Here is a 1,141-nt window from a genome sequence, read left to right on the forward strand (position 1 = left end):
GACTTCGACCTGTACCGCCCGTCCGAGGAGCATGGGATGCTCCGTGATTCCGTGCGTTCGCTGGTGGAGGCGAAGATCGCGCCGTTCGCGGCGGTGGTGGACGAGGAGGCGCGTTTTCCGCAGGAGGCGTTGGAGGCGCTGGTGGCGAACGATCTGCATGCGGTGCATGTGCCGGAGGAGTACGGGGGTGCGGGTGCGGATGCGTTGGCGACGGTGATCGTGATCGAGGAGGTGGCGCGGGGGTGTGTGTCGTCGTCGTTGATTCCGGCGGTGAACAAGCTGGGGTCGTTGCCGGTGGTGTTGTCGGGGTCGGAGGAGTTGAAGCGGAGGTATCTGGGTCCGTTGGCGCGGGGTGAGGGGATGTTCTCGTACTGCTTGTCGGAGCCGGAGGCGGGTTCGGATGCGGCGGGGATGCGGACGCGGGCGGTGCGTGATGGTGATCACTGGGTGTTGGACGGGGTGAAGCGGTGGATCACGAATGCGGGGGTGTCTGATTTTTATACGGTGATGGCGGTGACGGATCCGCAGGCGCGGTCGCGGGGGATTTCGGCGTTCGTGGTGGAGAAGTCGGATGCGGGGGTGTCGTTCGGGGCGCCGGAGCGGAAGTTGGGGATCAAGGGGTCGCCGACGCGTGAGGTGTATTTCGATGGGGTGCGGATTCCGGCGGATCGGATGATCGGTGCGGAGGGGACGGGGTTTTCGACGGCGATGCGGACGTTGGACCATACGCGGATCACGATTGCGGCGCAGGCGTTGGGGGTGGCGCAGGGGGCGTTCGAGTATGCGAAGGGGTATGTGCGGGAGCGGCGGCAGTTCGGGAAGCCGGTGGGGGATTTCCAGGGTGTGCAGTTCATGTTGGCGGACATGGCGATGAAGATCGAGGCGGCGCGGCAGTTGACGTATGCGGCGGCGGCGAAGTCGGAGCGTGGGGATGCGGATCTGACGTTCCAGGGTGCGGCGGCGAAGTGTTTCGCGTCGGATGTGGCGATGGAGGTGACGACGGACGCGGTGCAGTTGTTGGGGGGTTATGGGTATACGCGGGATTATCCGGTGGAGCGGATGATGCGGGACGCGAAGATCACGCAGATCTACGAGGGGACCAACCAGGTCCAGCGGGTCGTCATGGCCCGCAACCTCCCGT

Annotated in this window: 1 protein-coding gene; it reads left to right on the forward strand. The window is 65.5% G+C overall.

The genetic code is table 11. The annotated features are described in order from the left end of the window. Positions 1 to 1,141, forward strand: a 1,141-nt coding sequence (locus tag ACFY2B_RS46200; protein ID WP_390769055.1) for an acyl-CoA dehydrogenase family protein, incomplete at both ends; no start/stop codon positions are given.

Origin of the sequence: Streptomyces sp. NPDC001270, assembly GCF_042896695.1 — a bacterium.
Taxonomy (GTDB): Bacteria; Actinomycetota; Actinomycetes; order Streptomycetales; family Streptomycetaceae; genus Streptomyces.